Annotated in this window: 16 protein-coding genes; 5 read left to right on the top strand and 11 right to left on the bottom strand. The window is 30.6% G+C overall.

Annotated features, from left to right (window positions below; genetic code table 11):
• Positions 1-81: 81 nt before the first annotated feature.
• The 7 genes from WPG_RS16455 to WPG_RS16485 form a co-directional block, all read right to left on the bottom strand.
• Entirely contained in the window at positions 82-1,179 is a 1,098-nt protein-coding gene (locus tag WPG_RS16455; RefSeq protein WP_084221613.1) for a sugar-transfer associated ATP-grasp domain-containing protein, read from the bottom strand.
• A gap of 33 nt (positions 1,180-1,212) precedes the next feature.
• Entirely contained in the window at positions 1,213-2,331 is a 1,119-nt protein-coding gene (locus tag WPG_RS16460) for a sugar-transfer associated ATP-grasp domain-containing protein (protein ID WP_171817202.1), read from the bottom strand.
• Positions 2,331-2,972 carry a GNAT family N-acetyltransferase gene (locus WPG_RS16465; RefSeq protein WP_045474707.1) on the bottom strand — a complete coding sequence of 214 codons (642 nt, stop codon included), beginning with the start codon at positions 2,970-2,972 and terminating at the stop codon, positions 2,331-2,333. The genes WPG_RS16460 and WPG_RS16465 overlap by 1 nt, the downstream gene beginning before the upstream one ends.
• Before the next feature lie 8 nt (positions 2,973-2,980).
• A complete protein-coding gene (locus tag WPG_RS16470; protein ID WP_045474709.1) occupies positions 2,981-3,847 on the bottom strand; it encodes a 3-keto-5-aminohexanoate cleavage protein in 867 nt (288 codons plus the stop codon).
• Positions 3,848-4,010: 163 nt separating this feature from the next.
• Positions 4,011-5,393 carry a hypothetical protein gene (locus tag WPG_RS16475; RefSeq protein ID WP_045474711.1) on the bottom strand — a complete coding sequence of 461 codons (1,383 nt, stop codon included), beginning with the start codon at positions 5,391-5,393 and terminating at the stop codon, positions 4,011-4,013.
• A 46-nt stretch (positions 5,394-5,439) separates the two neighbouring features.
• The gene (locus WPG_RS16480) at positions 5,440-6,735 is read right to left on the bottom strand and encodes a hypothetical protein (protein WP_045474713.1); all 1,296 of its coding nucleotides are present in this window, start codon (positions 6,733-6,735) and stop codon (positions 5,440-5,442) included.
• A gap of 167 nt (positions 6,736-6,902) precedes the next feature.
• On the bottom strand, positions 6,903-7,640 hold the full coding sequence (locus tag WPG_RS16485) for a bacteriorhodopsin-like (RefSeq protein WP_045474715.1): 738 nt from the start codon (positions 7,638-7,640) through the stop codon (positions 6,903-6,905).
• 114 nt (positions 7,641-7,754) lie between these two features.
• Here WPG_RS16485 and WPG_RS16490 point away from each other — a divergent pair, with 114 nt between their 5' ends.
• Complete coding sequence (locus WPG_RS16490) at positions 7,755-8,654, top strand: Brp/Blh family beta-carotene 15,15'-dioxygenase (protein WP_045474717.1); 900 nt, start codon at positions 7,755-7,757, stop codon at positions 8,652-8,654.
• 57 nt (positions 8,655-8,711) lie between these two features.
• On the opposite strand, the gene dnaK is transcribed toward WPG_RS16490, so the two are convergent.
• On the bottom strand, positions 8,712-10,616 hold the full coding sequence (gene dnaK, locus WPG_RS16495; protein ID WP_045474719.1) for a molecular chaperone DnaK: 1,905 nt from the start codon (positions 10,614-10,616) through the stop codon (positions 8,712-8,714).
• Positions 10,617-10,788: 172 nt separating this feature from the next.
• Between dnaK and WPG_RS16500 the strand changes: the two genes are divergently transcribed.
• On the top strand, positions 10,789-11,292 hold the full coding sequence (locus WPG_RS16500) for a hypothetical protein (RefSeq protein WP_045474721.1): 504 nt from the start codon (positions 10,789-10,791) through the stop codon (positions 11,290-11,292).
• Between the two features lie 117 nt (positions 11,293-11,409).
• Positions 11,410-12,834, top strand: a complete 1,425-nt coding sequence (locus WPG_RS16505) for an L-serine ammonia-lyase (RefSeq protein WP_045474723.1) — start codon at positions 11,410-11,412, stop codon at positions 12,832-12,834.
• Here the strand turns inward: WPG_RS16505 and WPG_RS18730 are convergent.
• Both WPG_RS18730 and WPG_RS18735 read right to left on the bottom strand, forming a co-directional pair.
• Positions 12,831-12,980 (bottom strand): hypothetical protein, encoded by a 150-nt coding sequence (locus WPG_RS18730; protein ID WP_231850217.1) that lies wholly within the window; start codon positions 12,978-12,980, stop codon positions 12,831-12,833. The two genes, WPG_RS16505 and WPG_RS18730, sit on opposite strands and share 4 nt — an antisense overlap.
• A gap of 104 nt (positions 12,981-13,084) precedes the next feature.
• Complete coding sequence (locus WPG_RS18735; RefSeq protein WP_231850218.1) at positions 13,085-13,288, bottom strand: hypothetical protein; 204 nt, start codon at positions 13,286-13,288, stop codon at positions 13,085-13,087.
• 106 nt (positions 13,289-13,394) lie between these two features.
• Here WPG_RS18735 and panB point away from each other — a divergent pair, with 106 nt between their 5' ends.
• Positions 13,395-14,213 carry a 3-methyl-2-oxobutanoate hydroxymethyltransferase gene (gene panB / locus WPG_RS16515; RefSeq protein ID WP_045474725.1) on the top strand — a complete coding sequence of 273 codons (819 nt, stop codon included), beginning with the start codon at positions 13,395-13,397 and terminating at the stop codon, positions 14,211-14,213.
• Between the two features lie 290 nt (positions 14,214-14,503).
• Positions 14,504-15,202, top strand: a complete 699-nt coding sequence (locus WPG_RS16520) for an RluA family pseudouridine synthase (RefSeq protein ID WP_045474728.1) — start codon at positions 14,504-14,506, stop codon at positions 15,200-15,202.
• Here the strand turns inward: WPG_RS16520 and WPG_RS16525 are convergent.
• Positions 15,199-16,023, bottom strand: a complete 825-nt coding sequence (locus WPG_RS16525) for a sensor histidine kinase (protein ID WP_045474730.1) — start codon at positions 16,021-16,023, stop codon at positions 15,199-15,201. The genes WPG_RS16520 and WPG_RS16525 overlap by 4 nt on opposite strands.
• Positions 16,024-16,734: the final 711 nt, after the last annotated feature.

Genomic DNA, 16,734 nt, shown 5'->3' on the forward strand with positions numbered 1-16,734 from the left:
ACGATTTTTATTTTTTTCCACTTTAGCAACAAAACGATTAATAGATTTCTAAAACTAATAGAACTCTTTAATAAGTCAACCTTATTTAAGACTTAAAGCTAAGATTTCTTCAGTAAAGTCACCTAAAAAAGGACCATCAGCTATTTGCAAATCAATACCTTGCCTATGTGTATTATATTCAATTAAGACAGGTAATTCATCCTTATCTATTCCTATATCCCAAGAAATAATTTTAAAATAAGGTACAAGATAATGCATTGACTTTACCATATCTAATACTTTTATATAATGAGGTATTTTGCAATCTTTTAAAACTACACCTGTAGAAGTTTCTGTTAGTACATCACCATTAGGATTATAGCCTTTACCCTTTAAATTTCCATTTTTAGAAACACCACAAAACAATCCACCCGTTGAGAAGTTATCTGTATCGCTTCCTAGCTTTCCAATTCTCAAAACAGAAGAAACGATATGGACTCCATCTTCATTTAAATATGATACTATACGCAGTGTATTTAAGCTTGATGGATTAAGGGATTTCATTATTTTGCTTTGTTCAATAAACTCTTGAATTATAAAATCTTTATTGTATATTTTGAATAATTTTTCTAAACTATAATTCTTATATGTTGTTTTATTATTAACTATTATAAAAGCATTAACCATTTTTCCTGCACCAGAGCCAACAGTTGGTTTAATAATCATCTTATCCTTCAATATCTTACAAGCATCAATTGCTTTCTGTAAATCAACAATTTTATTATCTATATAATAAAACCCATTTATATTTTGAACAACACGCTTTGGTTGGCTAAAGTCTTTGAATAAATTATAAGTTAAATTCTTATCTAATAATGCCGGCCAATGTCTTTTTTGATTTAATCTAGGGTTTATAATAGAACTAAATAAATCGTAAGGCATATAGTTCTTATGAAATTCACCATTAATACCTTTATAGTATCTGTGCCAATATGTATTTCTTAATTTATAGCCGTTAGATTTATAGAATGATTTTAACTCTTTTATCTCTTCTGAGCTTAATTTGGGAAGATTCATTTTATACATAAGAGATTTCATATATCTCCTTGTTTTTATAGTAATACGGAGCTCATCAAAACGTCTTTGAAAATAAATTATACGTTTGGTAAATACTGATTTTAAAAAATAATAAAACTTCATTTAATTTTTTTAAAATGTGAAATAATCGGTTCCTTATTTCCCCACTTTACCCAAAGCAAAAATTTCATCTGTAAATTTACCAAAAAACGGACCTGTAAACATTTGCATGTCAATGTTTTGATAAAATGTGTTATACTCTATTAAAACAGGCATGTCATTTTTATCTATACCAATATCCCATGAAATAAACTTAAACATAGGAATTACAGGATGCATCTGTTTAACCATTTCAGTTACACCAGCATAATTTGGAATTTGGTAATCTTTTAATAAAATTCCAGATGGGGCTTTATGTAAATTAGATTTTCCTCCCTCATTTCTATGAATAAATCCTTTACTATGTAATGATCCATCTTCTTTAACAGCGCATGCCATACCACCAATAGAAATATTATCTGTATCACTACCAGGCTTTCCTATTCTTAAGTATGAAGTCAAAACATTAGCTACACCATTTTTATCTAAATAAGACACAACTCTAAGTGTGTTTAGTGTTGTTGAATTTAAAGTGGCTAGTTTTGCGCTCTGTTCAACTACTTTTTGAATTATAAAATCTTTATGATATAATTTTAATAAATCAATAATATCTAAATTATTTATAGACGTTTTTCCATTATCTACTGTAAATTTTTTAACCATTTTTCCTTGGCCAGATTCTACAGTTGGCTTTATTATAAATTCAGTTTTAATTTTATCAAATACCTCAATAGCTATAATCTCAGGGACTATAGTATGATTGACATAATAAAACCCATTAATATTACTTAGAACAGTTTCGGGTTGATTAAACCCTACAAATAAATTAGACGTTAAATTTTTATCTACTAAAGCTGGCCAATATAATTTTCTATTTAAGTTAGGCTCCATTATTGGCCTAAAGATATCTAAGGGAAGATAGTCTTTATAAAATTTACCATTAGCAAATTTATAGAATCTGTGCCAATATGTGTTATTAAGTTTATATCCTTTCGACTTATAAAAAGATTTAGCTTCCTTTATTTCGTGTGGCTCTAATTTTGGTATGTTACTATTTCGTAGGACTTCTTTTATCATCTTACGGGAATTCATCTTAGCATTAAATTCTACCAAACGCTTTTGATAGTTTAAAACCTGACCCGTAAATAAACCCTTAATTGAATGGTATATAGCCATTAGTACTTTTTTATCGTGAAGTTCATTGTCCATCTTTTAAAAAGTACTAGACTAAGATAGAGTTTCACTGGTTTAGAATTAAGCTTCTTTTTAAACTTAATAGTAGATTTATTAAAATATTCACTTACACTTAAATAGGTTGTTACTCCTTTTTCTTCTAAAAGTTTGTAACTATGATAACGTAAATATGGAGCCAAATTTTTACCTCTAAAAGCTTCAAAAGTATACATGCTATGCAAATAACTTTCTGTTGGCTGTAAATCAAAATAACGTTTTTTAAATGTAAAAGGCTTACATTTAATAAACATATAAGCTGCTATTTCACCTTTATTTTTCAGACCAATACATATTTCACCATTGTTTAAATCTGCTAATAAATCTTTTTGCTCAATTCCTATTATTGTGCTCTTGATGTGATTGATTTCTGACTCTCCGAATAAAGAAATTTCAAAATCCTCATCCTCACCCCTAATTACTGGAGGTATAATTGCAGATGTAGCTTCCTTCACCCAATAGTATGGCATAAAATCTAATCCAATCTTAGCAAGATTATTTCGTACTCCATGCAAAAACAAACCATGTTTAATAATATTTGATATCCATTTTATACGATAGGATATACCTCTTTTATCTCCTTCCATAACTGATATTATTTATAAACACGACCATAACTGCCATTACCTGGTTCCATTTTCATCTGCTTTCTAAATTCAGCTGGAGTCATTACTTCTCTATTATTGGCTTTTGCAATAGTATGGACTCTTTCTATAAGTGAAGTATTTGTAGCTAATCGAGTTCTTTCGGCATCAAACCAAATATTATCTTCTAAGCCTACGCGTACACCTTTTCCAATTGCAATAGCCAAAGAATTCATCATCAATTGTTTGTTACCAATACCAGCAATACTAACTAAAGCATCTTCAGGAATATCGTTTAACATTACACCTGTATGCAACAAATTAGTCTGTGCGCAGGCTATGTTTCCAAATAAAAGATTGTAATATAGAGGTGGTTTTATGTAACCTTTTTTGACTAGGTATTTTCCGAAATTTATCATACCAACATCAAAGACTTCCAATTCTGGGACAATACCCTTTGCTTTCATGGTATTTGCTAAATCTTCAATCATGCTTGGTGCATTCATACTAGCTACTTTATTAAAATTTAAAGAACTCAGCGTTAAACTTCCCATATCTGGCTTGAGATCACCTTCTAGCGACAATACATCTGCTCTTTTATCTAGTGTATTAAAATTTCTACCGCTTAATGAGGTGCAAATAACAAGATCTGGAGCGTATTTACGAATACCAGCAATCATTTCTGCATAAACCTCTTTCTTGTAAGTAGGAACACCTGTTTTTTCATCTCTGGCATGTATATGAGCCATCGTAATACCTAATTCATAAGCAAGATGCACATCTTCAACAATTTCATTAATAGTTACAGGTACATGAGGTGTCATGTCCTTAGTAGGTATCATTCCTGTAGGAGTGAAGTTAATTATTAACTTGTTCATTAGATTTGGGTTTTAATGAGCCGAAACATAGTTTAAATATTAGTAAATCCATAAATATTTCGACGAAAAGAGTTTCTATTAGTATAAATTGAACATTATCAAACTTTTAAGAATAAAATACCAAACAAATTAATTAATGGTTTTCATATTATAAATTACTAAATTACTGCAAATTTGACCATTTGTACAAATCGAAATAATTGGATGAATACAGCAGTAAACTTTCTGCAGGCACTTTTGGTTCTACAAAGGGACTATATGGTCCAGGATACAATCTAATCTTTCCTTTTTTCTGGCGTAGAATTAAAATATTGTCGTATTTATCCATTGTAGCCTTATCGATAAGTATCTGTGGTTGAGACATTTTTACATGTAATTGCCATATCATCCACCAATCTAAACCATGCCTTACTATAATTAATGTTTTATCAGAATTTTCTATTTTACTAGAAATATTTGCCAAATCATTGTATGCGGCTTCATTAATTACTGAATTTTTAGGTCGCACAATATTATAAAGCAAAGCTATAAAAGATATCGAAATTATAACTAATGGGATTTTACGCTTAATGATATCTTTTAGATAAGGAAAAACTAAGACTAATACTACAGCTTGAGGTACAAATAACATAAAACTAAATCGTCTCCATAATTCAAATCTTAAAATTGGTAAGGCTAATAAAACAGTAAAAACCAATAGAATTATTAATATCTGCCTTTGAGGTTTTTTAATTGTGTTATTCTTTAAACTAAAAAATAAAAGAATAACTATCAATAGATTCACAATAGAATTAACAATACCAGCAGGGTAATAAACAATCCTCCATGGTAGTCCAAACCATTTTTCAAAAATATTAATTGCATTATAGGCTCGAAATGAATCAAATATACAAACCATCAAAAACCCAATTGCCACAACAGATACCACAGGCAAAAAGGCATGTTTTTTATAAATACATATCAAAGAAATTATTAGAAAAATAATAGATATCGAAAAAACACCAAAATGAGTGACTGCAATCAATACAAGCGTTAAGCCCATCATTAGGGTATATTTCTTTGAATTTTGTTTAACAAATTGAAAAAAGAAATAAATAAAAAACATAAAACCTACCAATCCATAGGCATTTTTCATCATTTCTGCTCCTAAGTACAGTGATGAAAATGAAAATAAACAAAAGATTAATATAGAGTACTCATAAATCTTAGGAAGCTTAAAATCTATTAGCTTATGATTCATTTTATATAGTGGAAATAAAATTAGAGGTATACTAATCGCTCCTGTAATTTTAACCACAATTAATACTATGAATTCAATAGAATGGTTAGGGAATAGAAAAACTCCTGTTTTCACTAATAACGCATTAATATAAAAGACTAATGGCATATCATTGACAGCTAAATGTCCATGCTCATATATTTTCATGATTTGAACAGATATATAACCACCATTAATACCAGTAATAATATTAGATTGCGATTCAAAAAAGAATCTTATACAGAATGAAAGCACTCCAAAAATAAAATAGACTAATCTTGTACTCATATAATTACTAATTATAAGCTCTATATGTCTTCATAATGCTAAATGATTATACATAGTACTCATTAACAACCTCACGTCTTTTTCCAGAGTCTAATAAAGGAATATCATCAATATAATTAATTTTAATATTAGCATCATTCCCAAAATAACTCTTGTACTCTTTTAGCACTTCAACTTCATTAACCTTTTTATCTGTATTGAGGTTTATTTCATAATCTCTCATACTTTTTTGAACTAATTGAAACTGTTTATAGTCTCCATATTTACATAGTTTTGCAGATAAATGGGAAGGCACTAAATTCCCTTGCGTATCATAAAGTAAATCTAATCGTCTTCCAGATATTTCAGAAAAAAATGGTCTTTCATTTATATCTAATTCTATAATTCCTACATCACCTGTATCATATCTTATCAAAGGTGTAGCTAGATTGTATAAATCTGTAACAACTATTCTACCGCGTTTACCATAATCTAATTTTTTATCAGATTTGAGATCGAAAATTTCAACAATATAACTTGAGTCATTTATCTTAAAACGCAAATCATCATTACCAATTTGTTGAGCTATAATTCCATTTTCATTGTTTGAATATCTCGAAAGTGGAGTTATATCAAAATATCTTTTAACAGCATTTCGAGTATAGTCATTTAAAGCTTCAGAAATTGTTATAATAGATTTAGTCTTAAATTTAATTGGGTTTTCGTCAAGCTTATCAAGGTACTTACATATTTTTTCGAAAGAAGAGGCATATCCAATAAAACTAACGTTTGAAGATTGAACATTTAATTTAGTTATAAATGCATCTATTTCGTAGTCTGTTAAATGAAAAACACTCAAAGGAAGCATGTTTTTCATTTTAAAACTCATTTTATTCTGCAAACTAAACTTGTCTGACCATATTTTTATGTAGACTAAAAAATCGCCAATATTATAATTTGATTGAGATGAAAAGTAAATATTATCTGCAACATTCTTTAAAACTTTGCTTTTATTTTGGTAGGTACTAAAAGGTGAACCAGTAGAACCACTTGTTGATACTTTTCTGCATTTTTTAACATCAAACTTTGAAGACACAAATGCATTTAGATTATCTCTAATGATATTTTTATTAATAATAGGAAAATTGTCTAATCCATTATTATTTGATGCTTCCTTATAAAATTCAGTAGTAGATATAGCATGTTGTATTAAGTGATCTAATGAAGCATTCAATGATTTTTTTTGACTTTCCGAACTATCTAATAACCTCTGAGTATTATTGAGTTGGTTTTTAATACGATTTTTATTTACCGCATCATTAATCCAAAAAATCTTTCGTCTAAGATTTAATCCTCTTTTCATTTAAAATAATTAATAGCCTACTAAACCTCAAATAGTTAAGGTTTTAGCCAAAATTATAACAAAAAGTTTAACATTTCATAATTTTACCTGTTAAACGGAACAAAAAACGCAATCAAATTAATGATTGCGCTTTTTTGCTTTAAAAAAGTAATTAGAGTACTTTATTATTAACTAATAACATTTTGCTTTTTTACAGCTAAAGCATAAATCACTAATCCAAAGCCAATTTTATTAATGGCATCTGCTATATTATATACCACATCAATTCCACTCTGTGGCAAAATTGAATTATACCAACCTTCAGTGCCCATCATATATCCTAATGGATAGATTGCCCATCCCACTAAAACAAACCAGCACAATATTTTGTGAGCTTGAAGTACGTCACCTCCTGCTTCAACTGCTAACTTTTTGGCACTTCCAAACCAAATTTCGTACACAATATAGAAATAAGCCGCGCCTGAAATTGCTCCCCAAACTGCAGGTCCACTGCCAGTATTAAATACAGCTTCACCAAAATATCCTGTAATTAACATCACTACTGAAAAGAATATCATTTTCCACATTAATGATTGTTTTGCTCCTGCTACTTTGAGTATTAGGTAAAATTCTACGCACATTAAAGGAACCGTTAATATCCAATCTACATATCTAAAAAATGTGGGTGATTCCATGTTTGCAGCCCAATAATCCCTCATATAGAAGTAATGCACTGCGGCAATAAAGGTGATTAGTCCAGAGACTAATACGGAGGTTCTCCATTTTTTATCAAATTGATTTAGTGATAAAAAGAAAAATGCTGATGCAGCCATCATAGCCATACAACCAACAAAAAAAGTAAATCCAACATAATCAGTTGGGTCCATTTTAGACGTAATGTCCGAAAATAATAAAATAGATTTCATAAAACTTATATTTAGTTAATTAGTTATGTTTAAACAAATTTACAATTTGGTAAACAAAAAAATTATTTTTTTAACAATATTTTTAGTTTTTATTTAATAATCTTATATTTTTTTATGAGAAATATCTACAATATATTAATTCCACTAAGTTTTGTGGGGCTATGGATTACTTCTATGGTTTCAAAAGAAGTAGAGGTACTTTTTGGATTTATTTTAATATTTACGTTTGGGATACTACATGGATCTAACGATATATTACTAATAGATACTGTATCAAATGAAAAGAAAACCCACCCCTTTATACGTGTTTTAATTACGTATTTACTAACTGTTTTTATAGCTGTAGCTGTATTTTACTTTTTTCCCCTGATAGCCCTTGTATTATTTGTTGTTTTTAGTGCATTTCACTTTGGACAACAGCATTGGGAATACAAAGAATTAGAAATCTCCATGACTGTTAAAAACATCTATTATTTTCTTTATGGCATGGTAGTCCTTGAGCTATTATTTGTATATAATACAACAGAAGTTATTGAAGTGGTATCTTCTATTACAAACTATGAATTAGGTAGTAAAACGATTAATTGGTCTTTGATTGTATTTGGAATTATGCTTTTTTTAATTGCTTTATTTATTGCTAACAAATCAAAAACATTTAAATCTTATATACTTATTGAGTTATTTTATTTAATAGTTTTTGCTATCATATTTAACGTTTCTAGTCTTATTTGGGGCTTTACAATATATTTTATTTTGTGGCATAGTATACCTTCTCTATATGAGCAAGTATCATTTATTTATGGTAATTTCAACAAAAGAAATCTTCTTAGATATTGCAAGACCGCCTTTCCTTATTGGTTAATATCTATCATAGGTATGTTAATAGTATATTTTATTTTTAAAGATGAGAAGTTATTTTACGCTATATTTTTCTCATTTATAGCAGCAGTAACTTTTCCACATACGCTTGTAATTAACAAATTGTTTTCGAATAAAAAAACGCAATCAAATTAATGATTGCGTTTTCAATATTCTGGGTTCTGAAACAGGTTCAGAATAATAATTTATTATTTATTTAACTTCTTCGAAATCTACATCTTCTACATTATCCCCTTCTTCTTCTGTTTGGCCTTGAGCTCCTGCATCAGGACCTGCGGCTCCACCTTGAGCTTCCGCTTGTGCTTTGTACATCTCTTCACTAACTACTTTCCATGCCTCATTGATTTTCTCTAAAGCAGGATCGATAACTGCGATATCCTTAGTTTCATAAGCTTTCTTTAACTCTTCTAGTGCTTCTTCAATTGGTTGCTTCTTATCATCTGATAATTTATCACCAAATTCTTTCAATTGACTTTCTGTTTGGAAAATCATAGCGTCTGCACTATTCAATTTATCAGCAGTTTCTTTTGCTTTAGCATCTGCATCTGCATTTGCTTCTGCTTCCGCTTTCATCTTTTGAATCTCTTCTTCTGTTAATCCAGATGATGCTTCAATTCTGATATCTTGCTTTTTACCAGTTGCTTTATCTTCTGCAGAAACCTTAATGATACCATTTGCATCGATATCAAAAGTTACTTCAATCTGAGGTGTTCCTCGTCTTGCTGGTGGGATACCATCTAAATGAAAACGACCAATTGTTTTATTATCTGCTGCCATAGGACGTTCACCCTGTAACACATGAATTTCTACTGATGGTTGGTTATCTGCTGCAGTTGAGAATACTTGAGATTTCTTAGTCGGAATCGTAGTATTTGCTTCAATTAACTTAGTCATTACATTACCCATAGTTTCAATACCAAGAGATAACGGTGTAACGTCTAATAAAAGAACATCTTTCACATCACCTGTTAATACTCCACCTTGAATTCCTGCCCCTAAAGACACAACTTCATCAGGGTTTACACCTTTACTTGGTGCCTTACCGAAAAACTTCTCTACAGCTTCTTGCACTGCTGGAATTCTTGTAGAACCACCTACTAAGATAACTTCATCAATATCAGATTTAGATAAACCTGCAGCTTTTAAAGCTGTTTGACAAGGCTCAATTGTACGCTTAATTAAATCGTCAATTAATTGTTCAAATTTAGAACGTGTTAAAGTACGTACTAAGTGTTTTGGTCCACTAGCAGTAGCCGTCACATAAGGTAAATTGATTTCTGTTTGTGCAGAAGATGATAATTCAATCTTAGCTTTTTCAGAAGCCTCTTTAAGACGTTGTAAAGCCATTGGGTCTTTACGTAAGTCCATATCTTCATCAGCAATAAACTCTTCTGCTAACCAATCAATAATTCTTTCATCAACATCGTCACCACCTAAGTGCGTATCACCATCTGTAGATAATACTTCGAATACACCATCTCCTAATTCTAGAATTGATACATCATGTGTACCACCACCAAAATCGAATACCACAATTTTTTGGTCAGTACCTTTTTTATCCATTCCATAAGCCAATGCTGCTGCAGTTGGTTCGTTGATAATTCTACGAACTTTTAAACCAGCAATCTCACCAGCTTCTTTTGTAGCTTGTCTTTGAGCATCGTTAAAATATGCTGGTACTGTAATTACAGCTTCAGCTACATCTTGTCCTAAATAATCTTCAGCGGTTTTCTTCATTTTTTGAAGAATCATAGCCGATAATTCTTGTGGTGTGTATAAGCGACCATCGATATCTACTCTTGGTGTATCATTGTCACCTTTTACTACTGTATATGGTACGCGCTCTGCCTCTTTTTTAGATTCAGAATATTTATTACCCATAAAACGTTTAATAGAATAAACCGTTTTTGTTGGGTTAGTTACTGCTTGTCTTTTTGCTGGATCTCCAACTTTAATTTCACCACCTTCTACAAAAGCGATAACCGAAGGTGTTGTTCTCTTACCTTCAGCGTTTGGGATTACAACTGGCTCATTACCTTCCATCACGGAAACACAAGAGTTTGTTGTACCTAAATCAATTCCAATAATCTTACTCATAATTTATATGTATGTTTTGTTGCGTTTTAATTTTAACTCACAATTTACAAGTCAATGATTATGCCATGACAATAAATGTGACATGATGTCAGATGAAATAATTTTAAATTTATTTACTATACCTAATACTTTGGTACATGCTTTGATGTATTAACAGAAACAATTAGTTATTATGAAAAAAATAGTATCCTTTCTTACAGTATTCGCCTTATTATTAACCGCTTGTGAAGGACCACAAGGGCCACCAGGATTTGATGGTTTTGATGGTTTAGATGGTGAAATCATCGCCTCATCTGCTTTTGAAATTGAACTCGACTTTATCGAAGCAGACAATTATGAATTTATTGAAGCTTATGGCTTTGACGTATTACCTACTGATGTTACTTTAGTTTACATTTTGTGGGAAACTTTAAATGGACAAGATGTATGGAGACTTGTGCCACAAACCGTTCAGTTTAATGATGGCAACTTAGTTTACAATTATGATTTTACTCAGACAGATGTCCGTTTCTTTTTAGATGGCACAACAGATTTCACAACTTTAGATGATGCTTTTACGCTTGCTCAAGTTTTTAGAGTAGTTGTAGTACCAGCAGACAATGTTGGGCGTACTGACATAACAGATATCAATAATGTGATTTCTAAATATAATATTGAAAGCTTTCCTAAGCGATAACATAGCTTAACTAAAGAAATAAATAGAGCAGTTTTGAATAGATATCAAAGCTGCTTTTTTTGTATTCAATCTGAAACAAAATGTATATTTGATGTCTCTAACTAAATCAAATATTGAATGGAGTGTATTTCTATATTCGACATGCTTAAAATTGGTGTTGGTCCTTCTAGTTCTCACACTTTAGGGCCATGGAGAGCAGCCGAACGTTGGATAAAGGAACTTAAAAACAAAAATCGATTTAATAAGGTTGAAAAAATTACGATCGATTTATATGGGTCACTATCTCTAACCGGAAAAGGTCATGCTACAGATTATGCAGTTTTATTAGGACTCAGTGGAGAAGACCCTGAATATGTGCCAGTGGATAGTATCAATGAAACTATTGCAAAAATAAAAGAGACTAATACACTTTATTTAAATAAAGAAAGGGAGCTTCCTTTTAACATTAAAGAACAGATAGTTTTCAACCGTAAATTCTTACCTTTTCATTCAAATGGAATGTCATTTAGCGCTTTAATTAATGGCAGAAACTACAAATCTACCTACTACTCTATTGGAGGAGGGTTTGTAGTGCAAGAAGAGCGTAAAATTTCTAAGGCAAATAAGATCATCTTTTACTGTACATTTCCTTATCCCATATCCTATGGTGATGAGCTTTTAAAGTTTTGTAATCAGTTAGATCTTCCTATTTCTGGTGTCGTTTTAGAAAATGAAAAATCGATTAGAGAAGAAGCATCAATAGATTTTGAATTAAATCGAATTTGGAATACAATGCTAGAATGTATGTATACAGGCTGTCATGCAGAAGGTAATTTACCTGGTGGACTTAATGTAAGGCGTCGTGCTTTTGACATGCATAAGAATTTGATTGGTGAACACCAATATAATAGTCCTCAAAATTGGCTAGAAACAATTAGAAAAACTGAAGTAAAATTTCGTCAGATTTTAAAATGGGTCAGTTGTTTTGCTTTGGCTGTAAATGAGGTTAACGCTTCTCTAGGACGTGTTGTTACTGCACCAACAAATGGAAGTGCTGGTGTTATCCCTTCTGTTTTGATGTATTATTTAGTGATTGAAAATCACGATGCAGGTTTTAATCATATCAAGAAATTCTTATTAGTTGCTGGTGAAATTGGCAGTATCTTTAAGAAAGGAGCTACTATTAGTGCTGCGATGGGTGGATGTCAAGCAGAGATCGGAGTGTCTTCAGCTATGGCAGCAGGAGCTTTATGTGAATTACTTGGAGGAACGCCAGAACAGGTTTTAGTTGCTGCTGAAATAGCTATGGAGCATCACTTAGGGTTAACATGCGATCCCATAGGAGGCCTTGTACAGATTCCATGTATTGAGCGCAATTCTATGGGAGCGGTAAAAGCAATTAATGCTGCAGAGTTAGCTTTAGATACAGATCCAAATAATGTAAAAGTCCCTTTAGATAAAGTGGTTAATACCATGTGGGAAACTGCAAAAGATATGAACACTAAATATAAAGAAACTTCGGAAGGAGGCTTAGCAATTGGAGTTAATATGGCAGACTGTTAATCTTGACAGCCTTTTCTTCGTCTTGTATCTACTAAATAAATAATCTTCCATTCTCCATCGGTTTTAATAAGCTGAAAAGAATTGACACCACAATGACTAAATTGACCTTGATACCAAAATTCATAGGGTGTCCAAGCATTAGCCATATTACCATCGACCTGAAGACTAAAATCTAAGAGTTTTTCTTCAAATTTTCTGTCTTTTGGAATACTAGCAATAGATTTTATAAATTTATTAAAATCGTCTTCCTTTAATACTGTCTTACCGTCTTTATTAGTTGATATTGATGTAATATAATATTATCCATAACCATAGATTCTAAAGCCGTAGAATCTTGTTTATGGAATGCATCGAAGAACTCAATAATCTTTGCTTTTACATTTTCTGATTCAGACTTTTGATCGTTAACATTTATACCTAAGCATAAGATGAACATAAGTAATAGGTATTTCATGATTATTATAATTTTATTTCAAAATAGGAATTCAACAGTATTTATCTGTTAAATAAACAAAAGTTTAACAAAACTCATTATTTTTACGAATACTAAAATAAAGATAATGTCTGTAGCAAAAAATGAATACAAAAGAATTACAGTAAAATCATTAGTAGACATGAAGTCTAGAGGTGAAAAGATATCTATGCTTACTGCTTATGATTATACCATGGCAAAAATCGTTGATGGTGCTGGTATAGATGTAATTTTAGTTGGTGATTCTGCAAGTAACGTAATGGCTGGTCATGAAACCACATTACCAATTACATTAGATCAAATGATATATCATGCTTCTTCTGTCGTTAGAGCCATAGATCGCTGTTTAGTTGTTGTAGACTTACCTTTTGGTAGTTATCAAAGTGATCCTAAAGAAGCCTTACGATCTGCTATTAGAATTATGAAAGAATCTGGTGGACATGCAGTTAAAATGGAAGGAGGAAAAGAAGTCAAAGAATCTATTAAACGTATTCTAAATGCTGGAATTCCTGTAATGGGACATTTAGGATTAACACCGCAATCCATTTATAAATTTGGTACCTACACTGTAAGAGCCAAAGAAGAACAAGAAGCCAAACAATTAAAAGAAGACGCACTAATGTTAGAAAAAGCCGGCTGTTTTGGTATTGTATTAGAAAAAATTCCAGCCACTTTAGCAAAAGAGGTTGCAGAAAGTGTTTCTATACCTGTGATTGGTATTGGTGCAGGTAATGGAGTTGATGGACAAGTTTTAGTAACACATGATATGGTTGGTATGACTCATGAATTTAATCCACGTTTTTTGCGTCGTTACATGAATTTATATGAAGAAATGACGAATGCTTTTTCTCAATATGGTGAAGATGTTAAGCGTGGTGATTTTCCTAATGATAAGGAACAATACTAGAATAATAAATACATTAAAGCATATTCAAAAATAAATTGTGATTTATAAAAATTGGTCCTACAGACTATTCATCTATTCTCTAATTTTAATAATTTTATCCTTTATTATTGATAACAGCCTGATAACATTTTTATATCATTTCACAATTTTATTGGGTGTAATTTTTGGAATAGTCTCCTTTATCAAGAAAGAGCAAAATGATTATAAAAAGTCTATCGGTTTAGTGGGGAATCTCATCATTTTTGCAATTTTTGCTTTCCTAAATTTATTTGTATTAAAATTTTTCGGGTATGTCTAAAATTTTATCCAACAAATATAATCTTCAAGTCATACATGAAGACAATCATATCATTGTTGTAAATAAACGTGCTGGTGATATTGTACAAGGAGACAAAACTGGTGATAAGCCTTTAAGTGAAGTTGTAAAAGAATATATTGCTGAAAAATATAACAAACCTGGTAATGTATATTTAGGTGTTGTACATCGTTTAGATCGCCCTACAACTGGTATTGTACTTTTTTCAAAGACTAGCAAGGCTTTACCTCGACTAAACAAACTTTTTGCCGAAAAGAAAGCTAAAAAAACCTATTGGGCTTTGGTAAAGAAGACACCACCTAAAACAAAAGATACACTCATTCATTGGTTAAAAAAGAATTCAAAAAACAACAAATCAAAAGCGTACGATAAAGAAGTGGAAGGAAGTAAAAAGGCTATACTCCATTATCAAATCATTAAAAAACTTGAAAATTTCTATTTGTTAGAGATTGACTTAGAAACAGGAAGGCATCATCAAATACGTGCGCAATTAAGTTCTATTGGATGTCCTATTAAAGGAGATTTGAAATATGGTTTTGATCGCAGTAATAAAGACGCAAGTATTAGTTTACATGCCAGAACCTTACGATTTATTCACCCAGTAAAAAAAGAGGATATTAATATAGTGGCACCTCTACCCAGAGATCCACTTTGGAATGCTTGTAATAATTAAAGTGTTCTGTATGGATAAACTAAGTGCAGGATTGTGCCCTTATTTAGTTGAGACTCTAATTGAAAATTAGTATTAATAAGCTCAGCTCTTTTTTCCATATTAATTAAACCTGAACCTTTTTCTACAGTATTCAAGTCAAATCCAGAACCATCATCTTCAATACTAATTTCAAGTTTGTCCTCAAAATAATTTATGCTAATGTTTAAATGCTCTGCTTCAGCGTATTTGAGTGTATTAGACGAAAATTCTTGAAGAATACGGAATAAAATGGTTTCATCCTTTTCGTTCTCAAAATTTACCTTATTCCCAGTAATAGCTATACTAGATTGTATTAAACCTGTTTTATTTAAACGTTCTATTTCATTTTTAACTACAGCTTCAAAACCTAAATTAAATATCACATCACTATTTAGAGACTTAGATAAAGTCCTTACTTCAGTTAAGGTCTCTTTTAAAGCTTCAGATGCATTATCAACCTTAGTCTTAACCTCATCATCAACAATCCTTGAAACTGCTTTCATTTGCATTGAAGCCAAAGCGAGCATTTGCCCTACATTATCATGTAACTCTCTACCTACGTGTTTTAAGGTTTCTTCTTGTATTTCTTGCTGAGTTCTAACTAGTTCTTCCTCGAACTTTTTTTCTTGCTCGATTCGATCTATAATTAGTTGGTTTTTTCGTTTTTGGAAAATTGTAAAAAAAAGTACAAATACGACTATTAAAACTAAAACAAAAAACGCCACGTAAGCTATTAGGGCTATTAGCTCTTGGCTAATTTCATCTTGAACCGCAGCGAATATAAAAATGCAAATGTGTACCATGAATACAAAATTATATTAGATATATCTAAGAACAAACTTCTAAAAAAAATAAATTCTTTATTAACCTTTAAATAAAAAGCATTAAAAATAAATAATGGTGTTAAACAAATATACCATAACAATAATGCTATACTAACGTAAAAAACTGGAGATTTATAAAAATTCAATATGTCATTACTTTGCATTAATTCTCTTAAATAGAGCATAACCATAGTAAAAATAATAAAGGTATAGATAACGCTATCGTATGGAAGTCCCATTTTAAAAAAATTGTCTCCAACTAAGAAAAAGCCAACGCAAAATAGAGTATAACAAAAGACTAAATATTTAATAATTTTATGAGAAAAAGCTGTATTTGTATTTTTAATCATAAACTTTCCAATAAGAAATATAGTTACAGGATTGTATAAATTATAGAGCCAAGAATTTCGATAAAATTTAGAATTTTTGACACTTGCAATAAATGAATTGTCAGTAATATCATATAAATATGGATACATAGCTAAAGTCTCAACAAAAACAATAAACCATAAATACCAAACAAAAGGCCTTATAGTATCATCTTTTGTTTTCAACCAATAAAGAGATGAAGTTAAAGCAGCAACCAATTCCAATAAATGAAAAAGGAAATCGAAATTCGTCATTCTAAATTAGTTGATACAATTAAGTTAGTTAGGATAGTTAGCTCCAGGAGGGTTTCCATTTTCACCT

The sequence above is a fragment of the Winogradskyella sp. PG-2 genome, assembly GCF_000828715.1.
Lineage (GTDB): Bacteria > Bacteroidota > Bacteroidia > Flavobacteriales > Flavobacteriaceae > Winogradskyella.

Bases quoted from the DNA above. Each gene is read 5' to 3' on its own strand.
- WPG_RS16455 (WP_084221613.1), bottom strand. From the start codon at position 1,179: ATGAAGTTTTATTATTTTTTAAAATCAGTATTTACCAAACGTATAATT.
- WPG_RS16460 (WP_171817202.1), bottom strand. From the start codon at position 2,331: ATGGCTATATACCATTCAATTAAGGGTTTATTTACGGGTCAGGTTTTA.
- WPG_RS16465 (WP_045474707.1), bottom strand. From the start codon at position 2,972: ATGGAAGGAGATAAAAGAGGTATATCCTATCGTATAAAATGGATATCA.
- WPG_RS16470 (WP_045474709.1), bottom strand. From the start codon at position 3,847: ATGAACAAGTTAATAATTAACTTCACTCCTACAGGAATGATACCTACT.
- WPG_RS16475 (WP_045474711.1), bottom strand. From the start codon at position 5,393: ATGAGTACAAGATTAGTCTATTTTATTTTTGGAGTGCTTTCATTCTGT.
- WPG_RS16480 (WP_045474713.1), bottom strand. From the start codon at position 6,735: ATGAAAAGAGGATTAAATCTTAGACGAAAGATTTTTTGGATTAATGAT.
- WPG_RS16485 (WP_045474715.1), bottom strand. From the start codon at position 7,640: ATGAAATCTATTTTATTATTTTCGGACATTACGTCTAAAATGGACCCA.
- WPG_RS16490 (WP_045474717.1), top strand. From the start codon at position 7,755: ATGAGAAATATCTACAATATATTAATTCCACTAAGTTTTGTGGGGCTA.
- dnaK (WP_045474719.1), bottom strand. From the start codon at position 10,616: ATGAGTAAGATTATTGGAATTGATTTAGGTACAACAAACTCTTGTGTT.
- WPG_RS16500 (WP_045474721.1), top strand. From the start codon at position 10,789: ATGAAAAAAATAGTATCCTTTCTTACAGTATTCGCCTTATTATTAACC.
- WPG_RS16505 (WP_045474723.1), top strand. From the start codon at position 11,410: ATGGAGTGTATTTCTATATTCGACATGCTTAAAATTGGTGTTGGTCCT.
- WPG_RS18730 (WP_231850217.1), bottom strand. From the start codon at position 12,980: ATGGCTAATGCTTGGACACCCTATGAATTTTGGTATCAAGGTCAATTT.
- WPG_RS18735 (WP_231850218.1), bottom strand. From the start codon at position 13,288: ATGAAATACCTATTACTTATGTTCATCTTATGCTTAGGTATAAATGTT.
- panB (WP_045474725.1), top strand. From the start codon at position 13,395: ATGTCTGTAGCAAAAAATGAATACAAAAGAATTACAGTAAAATCATTA.
- WPG_RS16520 (WP_045474728.1), top strand. From the start codon at position 14,504: ATGTCTAAAATTTTATCCAACAAATATAATCTTCAAGTCATACATGAA.
- WPG_RS16525 (WP_045474730.1), bottom strand. From the start codon at position 16,023: ATGGTACACATTTGCATTTTTATATTCGCTGCGGTTCAAGATGAAATT.